The sequence below is a fragment of the Roseobacter sp. genome (assembly GCF_024639605.1).
Classification (GTDB): Bacteria; Pseudomonadota; Alphaproteobacteria; order Rhodobacterales; family Rhodobacteraceae; genus Roseobacter.
This window is the reverse complement of sequence record NZ_JAHEHZ010000138.1, coordinates 1-9,098: the sequence shown is the minus strand read 5'-3', so window position 1 is coordinate 9,098 and position 9,098 is coordinate 1. Positions and strand designations below refer to the sequence as shown.

Annotated in this window: 11 protein-coding genes; 5 read left to right on the top strand and 6 right to left on the bottom strand. The window is 60.4% G+C overall.

The window, feature by feature from the left end:
• Both paaK and paaI read right to left on the bottom strand, forming a co-directional pair.
• Positions 1-1,283: phenylacetate--CoA ligase PaaK (gene paaK, locus Q0M35_RS15115; protein ID WP_295316753.1), on the bottom strand; the 1,283-nt coding region annotated here is incomplete at its 3' end.
• The gene (gene paaI, locus Q0M35_RS15110) at positions 1,280-1,732 is read right to left on the bottom strand and encodes a hydroxyphenylacetyl-CoA thioesterase PaaI (RefSeq protein ID WP_295316751.1); all 453 of its coding nucleotides are present in this window, start codon (positions 1,730-1,732) and stop codon (positions 1,280-1,282) included. The genes paaI and paaK, both read right to left, overlap by 4 nt.
• 111 nt (positions 1,733-1,843) lie before the next feature.
• Between paaI and Q0M35_RS15105 the strand changes: the two genes are divergently transcribed.
• Positions 1,844-2,191, top strand: a complete 348-nt coding sequence (locus Q0M35_RS15105) for a DUF2794 domain-containing protein (protein ID WP_295316749.1) — start codon at positions 1,844-1,846, stop codon at positions 2,189-2,191.
• A gap of 81 nt (positions 2,192-2,272) precedes the next feature.
• Here Q0M35_RS15105 and Q0M35_RS15100 read toward each other — a convergent pair whose 3' ends face one another.
• The 3 genes from Q0M35_RS15100 to Q0M35_RS15090 all read right to left on the bottom strand — a co-directional run bounded on the left by Q0M35_RS15100 (position 2,273) and on the right by Q0M35_RS15090 (position 4,898).
• The gene (locus Q0M35_RS15100) at positions 2,273-3,073 is read right to left on the bottom strand and encodes an NlpC/P60 family protein (RefSeq protein ID WP_295316748.1); all 801 of its coding nucleotides are present in this window, start codon (positions 3,071-3,073) and stop codon (positions 2,273-2,275) included.
• Entirely contained in the window at positions 3,070-4,452 is a 1,383-nt protein-coding gene (locus Q0M35_RS15095) for a leucyl aminopeptidase family protein (RefSeq protein WP_295316746.1), read from the bottom strand. Before Q0M35_RS15095 ends, Q0M35_RS15100 begins: the two co-directional genes overlap by 4 nt.
• A 65-nt stretch (positions 4,453-4,517) precedes the next feature.
• A complete protein-coding gene (locus tag Q0M35_RS15090) occupies positions 4,518-4,898 on the bottom strand; it encodes a hypothetical protein (protein ID WP_295316744.1) in 381 nt (126 codons plus the stop codon).
• 146 nt (positions 4,899-5,044) lie between these two features.
• Here Q0M35_RS15090 and Q0M35_RS15085 point away from each other — a divergent pair, with 146 nt between their 5' ends.
• The 4 genes from Q0M35_RS15085 to Q0M35_RS15070 all read left to right on the top strand — a co-directional run bounded on the left by Q0M35_RS15085 (position 5,045) and on the right by Q0M35_RS15070 (position 7,510).
• Complete coding sequence (locus Q0M35_RS15085; RefSeq protein WP_295316742.1) at positions 5,045-5,695, top strand: carbonic anhydrase; 651 nt, start codon at positions 5,045-5,047, stop codon at positions 5,693-5,695.
• Between the two features lie 73 nt (positions 5,696-5,768).
• On the top strand, positions 5,769-6,746 hold the full coding sequence (locus tag Q0M35_RS15080; RefSeq protein ID WP_295316740.1) for a sodium-dependent bicarbonate transport family permease: 978 nt from the start codon (positions 5,769-5,771) through the stop codon (positions 6,744-6,746).
• 6 nt (positions 6,747-6,752) lie between these two features.
• Positions 6,753-7,064, top strand: a complete 312-nt coding sequence (locus tag Q0M35_RS15075; RefSeq protein WP_295316738.1) for a transcriptional regulator — start codon at positions 6,753-6,755, stop codon at positions 7,062-7,064.
• A gap of 35 nt (positions 7,065-7,099) precedes the next feature.
• Positions 7,100-7,510 (top strand): hypothetical protein, encoded by a 411-nt coding sequence (locus Q0M35_RS15070; protein ID WP_295316736.1) that lies wholly within the window; start codon positions 7,100-7,102, stop codon positions 7,508-7,510.
• Positions 7,511-7,548: 38 nt separating this feature from the next.
• Here the strand turns inward: Q0M35_RS15070 and Q0M35_RS15065 are convergent, their stop codons facing one another.
• Positions 7,549-9,030, bottom strand: coding sequence for a peroxidase family protein (locus Q0M35_RS15065; protein WP_295316734.1), 1,482 nt, complete (start codon positions 9,028-9,030; stop codon positions 7,549-7,551).
• Positions 9,031-9,098: the final 68 nt, after the last annotated feature.

The following is a 9,098-nucleotide window of genomic DNA, read 5'->3' as shown; positions in this document are numbered from 1 at the left end:
CGCACGGCCTTACCCTCGGACCGGACCACGCCACCGGGCTCCGCCACATCAACAGTAACGCTTATTCCGATAACTTCCTTAATGAGGGACACCAATGCAGAACCAGCGGTCGTTTTCGCATCGGGTGATGCGCCTGAGGGGTTGGCTTCACAGAGTATGCACATCTGATCCATACGCTCCCGTTTAGACAGCTCAATCTGGAAATGCGGTGCCAGGCCGGGCGTCGCCATCAGGCATTCTTCAATCTGCGTCGGGAAAACGTTCACACCCCGCAGGATGATCATGTCGTCCGTCCGGCCGGTCACCTTTTCCATCCGCCGCATCGATCGCGCCGTACCGGGCAGCAGGCGTGTGAGATCGCGCGTACGGTAGCGTATGATCGGGAAAGCTTCTTTGGTCAGTGAGGTAAATACAAGCTCTCCCTGCTCGCCGTCCCCGACAAGCTCACCGGTTTCCGGGTTAATTACCTCGGGGTAAAAGTGATCTTCCCAGATGTGCAGCCCGTCTTTTGTCTCGACACATTCATTAGCGACACCGGGGCCCATGATTTCGCTCAGCCCGTAGATATCGACCGCATGCATGTCGAATGCATCTTCAATTTCACGTCGCATCGCGTTGGTCCAGGGTTCGGCACCGAAGATGCCCACCTGCAGTGATGAAGCGCGCGGGTCGAGACCCTGCCTCACATATTCATCGAGAACCGAGAGCGCGTAAGATGGGGTAACGGTGATGCCGTCGGGCCGGAAATCTTCGATGAGCCGAACCTGGCGCGCGGTCATGCCGCCCGAGACAGGCACCGTCGTCAGCCCCAGCGCATCTGCGCCCAGGTGAATACCGAGCCCGCCGGTAAAAAGCCCGTAGCCGTAAGCGTTGTGCAAAAGATCGCCGGTTTTCATGCCTGACGCGCGCAGACTTCGCGCGACGACTGAGCCCCAGACCTCCAGATCGGCCTTTGTGTACCCCACCACCGTGGGCTGGCCCGTGGTGCCCGATGAGGCATGGATGCGGGCAATCTTGTTGCGCGGAACGGCAAACATATCAAAAGGATAGCTCGCGCGGAGATCGGATTTCACGGTGAACGGAAAGCGCGCAAGATCGTCAGGTGTTTTCAGATCGTCAGGATGAACGCCGGCGGCATCGAAGCTTTTGCGGTAAAACGGCACGTTAGCGTAGGCATGGTTGAGCGACCAGCGCAGCCTTCCGGTCTGCAGAGCAGTGATTTCATCACGGCTGGCGCGTTCGATCGGGTCAAGGGTTTCGGGCCGGGGGGTAAGGTCTTTCATTCAGTCTCTCCGGGTTCCGGGAAATGCTGCCCCCCAATGGTCCGCGCCAGGCCCCGGAACAGAGCAACTTTCTCACCGGCCCGGTTTGTCACGGTAACATCCCAGATGCCTGAGCGGCCTGAGCGGGAGGTCTCGGTCGCGCATGCGGTAAGGCAGTCGCCCTCCTGGACCGGCGCGAGATAGGTGACCTGGTTCTGCTGTGCGACGGTGCGCTGATTGTAAGAGTTGCAGGCAAAGGCAAAGGCGCTGTCTGCGAGGGTGAAAATATAGCCGCCATGACAGCTGCTGTGACCATTGAGCATGTGCGGCAGCACTGTCATTGAAAGGGTGGCACAGCCCGGGGAGACGCAAAGCAGCGACATGCCCAGGCCACGGCTTGCCGCGTCATTCTGCATCATCAGCTCCGCGCATTTTTCAGCCCGTGCCTGAGGCGTCACTGTCTCCGGCATCCCGTCACTTCCGGCTTTTTACAGACTGTCTCTGCGGTAGCATAGCACCCGCGGGCTGTATATGATTTTTGGGGGGCTTGATTTGCGGGCGCAAGGGCGCAACTCTGCAGTATGAATTATCAGGTGCCGCCGACAGGCAATGTTCATCAGATGCCGCCCGATCAGGTCGCATTTCATCGCACTGAGTTACAGGTGATCCTGTCGCTTTACGGGCGCTTTGTGGCGGCGGGCGAATGGCGGGACTATGGCATTTCGTGCCTGCGTGATGTTGCCGTGTTTTCGGTATTCCGCCGCACCGCTGAAACACCGCTCTACCGGATCGAAAAAAGACCGCGATTGAGGGATAAACAGGGCATGTATGCCGTGCTTGGCATGGATGGTCAGATCATGCGCCGGGGTCATGATCTGAAAACGGTGCTGAGAGTGCTCGAACGCAAGCTTATTCGCGCGGTCGAATAGTCCTGATCCGAAGGCGGCCTGTGCCAGGCCATTCCTCTGGCTGAGTTCCTGCGGAACACGGCACCCCTTGATGTGCTGGCATCAGGCCGGGGGAAGGGCCGGCAGTCGTTTGCGCGATGTGACCTGCCCGTCTCCCTGCCGTTCAATGCGCGATATGGCGTCTGTGATCCCTTCGGTTGCGACCGCCATGTGCCCCGCGTTTGCGTGAATAAGCATATCCCCGGCGGTCACAAGTGCGACGTGACCTTCCCAGAAAAGCAGATCATTGCGCCTGAGCCTCGTGTCAGGTGGCAGAGTTTCGCCGAGGTCACGCTCCTGCTGGTCGCTGTCGCCGGGGCAGGGGATGCCGCAGGCCCGGCAGGCCGCCTGGATCAGTCCGGAGCAGTCGATGCCGGTGCCGGAGTTGCCGCCCCAGAGATAGGGCGTCCCCAGAAAAAGGGCGGCCACGGCGGCAGGATCAGACGCCAGAACGCCCGTACGATGCAGGTGCTGGCGCGGCACAAACCCCCATCGGGTTTCAACGAACGTGGCCGTCTCGGATGCGGCGCGCAAACGTGCGCCAAAGCTGAGGCAGGTCACCTCAGGCGATTTGATGTCCGGCTCGGAGTAGGCGTGCGTAGTCCGGCTGGTGACCCGGTGGCTGGCCGGTTCGGCAGGGCCTGTAGCTTTGCCGGGCAGGTATCCGCAGTAGCCGTCGTCCTGCGCCCGGACCAGAAACCAGGGGCTCGTATCATTCAGGATCGTCACGGGCGCACCGAAAAGCAGCTGCCGGTCGCGCGGCCCGTCGGGACGGCGACACAGATCTGCCAGAGGCACGGTAATCATCGCATTGCGCCCGGTTATGACGCTTGCAGGATCCGGAGTGTCGCGCGGATCGCTCATGAGATGCTTTTGTCGCGGATCAGATTCAGCAGGGCGCGGGTGGCCTGGCCTGTGCCGCCTTTCGGCCGGGCGGGGGCATCAGCGGGATTCCAGCCATAGACATCGAAATGCGCATAGGTGCTGGTGCTGACGAAACGCCGCAGAAACAGTGCGGCGGTGATCGATCCGGCGAAACCACCCTTGGGCGCGTTGTCGAGATCCGCGATTCCGGGCTCGATCATGCTCTCATAGGGGGTGTGAAACGGCATGCGCCACACCGGGTCATCCGTTTGCAGGGCAGCCATTTCAAGCGTATCGGCAAAGCCCTCGTCATCGCAGAAGTAGGGCGCCAGATCGGGTCCGACCGCGACCCGCGCTGCCCCTGTCAGGGTGGCCATCGAGATAATGAGGTCCGGGTCCTCTTCCTGTGCGAAAGTCAGCGCATCGGCGAGGACCAGCCGCCCTTCGGCGTCTGTGTTGTTGATCTCGATGCTAAGTCCTTTGCGACTGGGCAGGATGTCGCCGGGGCGGAAGGCATTGCCCGAAACCGCATTTTCCACCGCCGGGATAAGCACACGCAACCGGACATTGAGGGCCGTCGCCATGATCATATGGGCAAGCCCGAGGACGTTTGCCGCGCCGCCCATGTCCTTTTTCATCAGCCCCATCGACACGCCGGGTTTGAGGTTCAGCCCGCCTGTGTCAAAACAAACGCCCTTGCCGACCAGCGTGATGGCCGGCCCGGCATCGCCCCAGCGTATGTCGATCAGGCGCGGCGCGCGGTCTGAGGCGCGCCCGACCGTGTGAATGAGCGGGAAGTTCTCAGACAGCAGATCATCGCCGTGCACAACCGAGACCGTGGCACCGTGGCGCGCGGCCAGATCGCGCGCGGCGTCTTCAAGCTCTGCCGGGCCCATGTCACAGGCCGGGGTGTTGATCAGATCGCGTGTCAGAGTCTCGCCTGCCGCTATGGCGGTAATCCGGTTTGCATCAATTCCCGCAGGCGTGACGAGGGCCGCCCCCTCTTCGCCAGCCTGAATATAGCGGTCGAATTTATAGGCGGAGAGCAGCCATCCGAGCGCCTCGCGTTCGGCGCGGTCATCGGGCAGGCCGGAGGTAATTCGATACGTGGCTTTGGGCAGACGCGCGGCTGCGGCGGCCAGATGGAACCGGCCGCGCGCACGTTTTGCCCCGGTGCCGAAGCCCGCGAGCGCCATTGCGGGCCTGCCACCAGGGCCCGGTATCAGCAATGTCTGTCCGATATGCCCGGCGAAGCCGTTTGCATTGACCCAGGCGAGCGTGTCTTCGGATTGTTCTGCGCGCCAGGCATCCATATCGTCGGCGGCAATGATGTGAAGAGGGATGGTGTGGTCATCCGGGGAGGCAAAGGTGGCGGACATGCGTCAAAAACCCTTTCAGGTATATTTGCCGTCAGCCTACCGTGATCCTGTGCCCGTGCAAGCTATCAGATGGTCACGTCCTGCAGGTCCCAGATCGCGGTGAGCGACTGATCCCCGATGCGCAGAAGCCTTGCCAAAACGGCGGCCAGCGCCGGGGCGTCGTTGCTGTCCACTGCGCGTGTAACGTCGCCTGCAACGCGCGCCAGCACCGACATGCCGATCTGCTCCGCGATCGCGATCAGAGATCGCGCGCATTTGCGCAGGTCGTCATTGTTTTGTGCGACATAAAGCCGGCTGCAATGCGACAGACGCAGTGCCAGCTCTTCCATCGCGCGACAGACGATGTCTTCTGCGCCGGCTTCGCCCAGTTCCGCATACAGCGCGCCGAGCCGGTCCTGATCGACCTGCACTGTTTCTTTCAGCCTGATGTTCAGGACATGGTTCATTTCACTCACCCTTTTGCGCCCCCACAGCGTTCTGCGGGTATGACAGGCAAATCTATCCAAAGCGTTGAGGCGGGCGATGTTTTCCCTCGAATTTGTCGTGAATTCACGATACTCCGGGAAACAAATGCGAAAACGACGGGACGTGTATGGATCAGGCGAAACCGCTGCCGGGCTATCTGGTACAGCGCTATCACGGCTGGAAAGCCACCGGATATGCCGAGAACAAGGCATGGTACCGACGGCTGGCCAGTGACGGACAACACCCTCGTGCGATGGTCATCTCCTGCTGTGACAGCCGGGTCCATGTGACATCTATTTTCGGTGCCGATCAGGGTGAGTTTTTCATCCACCGCAATATCGCCAACCTGGTGCCGCCCTATGCGCCGGACGGCGATCATCACGGCACATCAGCGGCCGTGGAATATGCAGTTACCATGCTGAATGTGGCGCATCTGATCGTGCTGGGCCATTCCAGTTGTGGCGGTGTGAAGGGCTGCATCGATATGTGCCGGGGTCATGCGCCGGAGCTGGAAGAAAAGCACAGCTTCATCGGTCGCTGGATGGATATTCTGCGGCCCAGCTATACGCTTGTCGCTCAGGAAAATGACCCTGAATTACAGGCGCGTGCGTTGGAAAAGCAATCTGTGCTCGTGAGCCTTGAGAACCTGATGACCTTTCCTTTTGTGCATGAGCGGGTCGATGAAGGCCTGCTGACACTGCACGGGCTCTGGACAGACATCGGCGAAGGCGGACTTGAATTCTTTAACCCCTCGGATGAGGCCTTCAGACCGGTCTGATACGCCGCAGTCCTTTTAAAGGTCATCGCAGGTACAGGGCAGGACATCCGGAACACCCGGAAAAGAGAGTGACGTGGAAGAAATACTGACACTTGCGGGCAACAACCTGCTGTCGCCGATTATTCTGTCTTTTGCGCTGGGTGTGGCGGCGTCGCTCGCCCGCTCGGATCTGAGTGTGCCTGAAGCGGCGGCCAAGGCGTTGTCGATCTATCTGCTGTTTGCCATCGGGTTCAAAGGCGGGGTCAGCGTGGCCGCGCATGGCATCGACATCAAGCTCGGGCTCTCGTTGCTGGCCGGGGTCATCCTGTCGGCGGTGCTGCCGCTGGTGGCCTTTGCTCTGCTGAATGTGATCACCGGACTGAGCCGTCTTGATGCAGCTGCTGTCGCGGCGCATTACGGCTCTATTTCTATCGTGACATTTGTTGCTGCGACCTCGGTTCTGGAGAGCAGCGGAATCGCTTCCGAAGGCTACATGGTAGCCGTCGCCGCCGCGATGGAAGCGCCCGCGATCCTGTCTGCGCTCTGGCTCATTTCGCGCGGCGGGGACGGGCGGCGCATGGACAGTGATCTGTGGCGCGAAATTCTGCTCAATGGCTCGATTGTGCTGCTGGTCGGATCCTTTCTGATCGGCTGGATCACCGGCGAGGAGGGGCTGGAAGAGATCTCGAGCTTCATCGTGGCCCCGTTCAAAGGGGTGCTCTGCCTCTTTCTGCTGGATATGGGTCTGGTGGCGGGCCGCGGGCTGCGCAACGGCGGGGGCGTGCTGCGGCCCGGTGTGCTGGCCTTTGGCGTGCTCATGCCGCTGATCGGCAGCGCGTTCGGTCTTGGAACCGGGCTGTTGCTGGGGCTTTCGCCGGGTGGCGTGGTGCTGATGATGGTGCTGTCGGCATCGGCCTCTTATATCGCGGTGCCTGCGGCGATGCGGGTGGCGCTGCCCGAGGCTAACCCGTCGATTTATCTGACCCTGTCGCTCGGCGTCACTTTTCCCTTTAACCTGACCCTTGGCATCCCGCTTTACGTGGCGGTTGCCACCGCCCTTACCGGAGGCTGACCGATCATGAAGACACATCAGGCCAAACGCGTCGAAATCACCATTGAGGCCATCATGCAATCGCGCCTGACGGACGCGCTGAAAAAAGCAGGCGTGACCGGTTTTACCGTATTACCGGTTCTCGGCGGATCGGGGCGCTCAGGGGCCTGGACACGGTCTGGCGAAATCGGGCGCGCCGCCGGCATGGTGCAGGTCATCTGCATTATCCGCCCGGAGCGGCTGAACGGGTTGCTCGATGCGGCCTTTGCGGTGGTCGAGAAGCACATCGGTGTTGTCTCGGTGGTGGACTGCGAAGTGCTCCGCGCGGAGCGATTTTAACTTTTTGTAAACGACGTCTGAGCCAGGGTGCCGGTATGAATAAACGTACCGTTACCGTTCAGCTGCCTGTTGATCTGGCGCTCGCCGTGCATGACCTTGCAACCGAGCAGGAAGGGACCGTCGGCAAAATTGTCGAAGACCTGCTGACCGCGCATCTGGCGGCAAAGAAATCCCGGCAAAAGACGCGTGACGAACCCGATGAACGGCTGATATTCGCGCTGCAAAAGCTGCTTTTCCGCGATATGGCCGAAGCGGTCGACTGGGCCGATCTTGATGCCCGGCTGCGCCGGCACGGTTACTTCATAAAAGTGGCCTGGGGCGGTCTGTCGCTGCATACCGAGACGAGCGGGCATAAACTGTGTAACACACATGACCTCGGGTTCTCTTATGCCACGTTTTTGCGGCGATTCGGGCCGGGAAAACCCAAAGACCCGCGCCAGGCCTGAGAGGCGCACGACAGGTGCCCCTCCCCTGTGCGGTTTTTTCAGCCGCACATGAGTTTGTCGGGATCCGCGATATGACTGCGGTGCTCCTCGACATAGGCAGCGATCCCGGCAAGGCAGGTGGGCTGCCCGCCAAACCCGGACCAGGGTTTGAAGTGCGAAATATGCAGATAAGTAGTGGGATCGCGTTTCAACAGATTTGCCATCACCGCAGCCACAACAAGCCCGCCGGCGCCGGTGAGTTTACCGTGGCCGTGCTCTTTGGCCTCCTGCAGCGCATAGAACCAGAGCGGTGTCTTTTTAAACCCCTTGGCCGCAAGCTCCGGCGGCACGTCGACGACGGGTGTACCCACCTTTGCGGCGACCTGCTGGCCGCTTGCGAGCTGATAGGTGTAACGGTCGCGCACCATATTACGCAGCGCAAGGTTGCGGGACTGGGCCAGGGTCAGAGTTTCACCGATATCTGCCAGTTCGATGGTCTCGTGCACGAAAGGCAGCTCGAACAGTGGTGAGCCGAGGCCGGGGCCTACCGGGCGGGCCTTCTGGGCGGTTCCGCCGCTCATGCCAAAAAACATATCCATGTCCATATTGGCCTCAGGCGGGCGCGGGCCAAAACCTGTGGTGGCAAAAAGACCCAGCGCATCGGCGTCCTTATTCATCTTATACTGAAACTGCGTGGTGGCATGGCCAAAGCGGTAACAGGCACCGGTGAACTCCACAGGCATGACCGGCGCGTCCCAGCCAAAGAGCGTTTCCTCCATAGCACGCTCCAGACAGTCCTCATCCACGAAATCCTTCATCAGCTCGTTCCAGACGATCCACTGGTAATGCAGACGGATGAAACGCCGCACCTCCTGAAAGCCCGTAAGAGCGGGCGAGACATGGTCCTTCCAGACCTGCTTGCCGATCCCGTCATGGGCGCAGTCTTTGATATCCCCCGCAGCACTGCCGCCATCTTTAATTTTGCTCATCAGGATGTTGTGCAACTGGATAAACAGACCCTGTACCTGGGCCACGATCACGTTTTCATCGTTGCGCGGATCCCCGATCAGCGCCTTGCCCGCACAGGTGCGCGCCAGATCAAGCGGGTTATCCTTGCGCCCGAACATCAGCATGTGTTCCTGATCCCCTGCGCCGTAGAGATGCGGCGAGGCCTCGGGTCCTGCGCCGTAGACGCAATCGAGATCAAGGCCGGGCGTGCGCACATTGGGGATCGTCGCAGGATCAATGCGGGTGCCAAGGGCCGAGGTGGCATCAAGTGTCACGTCATGATCTACGAACTGACCTAAAAATGTCATGCCCGCGTCTGCATCGCCGTCTTCGTTTTCCGTGGCGCGCATGGTCTGTGAGAGATCATCCAGCGCCTGGATCACATCAGCATGGGAAATGTTGTCGATGTGAACCGGGTTGGGCGGCATCAACCGGCCAAGTGTCTGCGCAAATGGCTTTGCTGGTCCGGCGCCCTGAAGGCAGGTCTTCATCAACTGATCGAGGCGTGTAAGCCCGTGGTGCATTCCGGCCATAATTTGTCTCCTGAAAAAATGTTAAAACAGGCCCCCGGACCACTCAAAAATGCCCGCGGTCACCAATT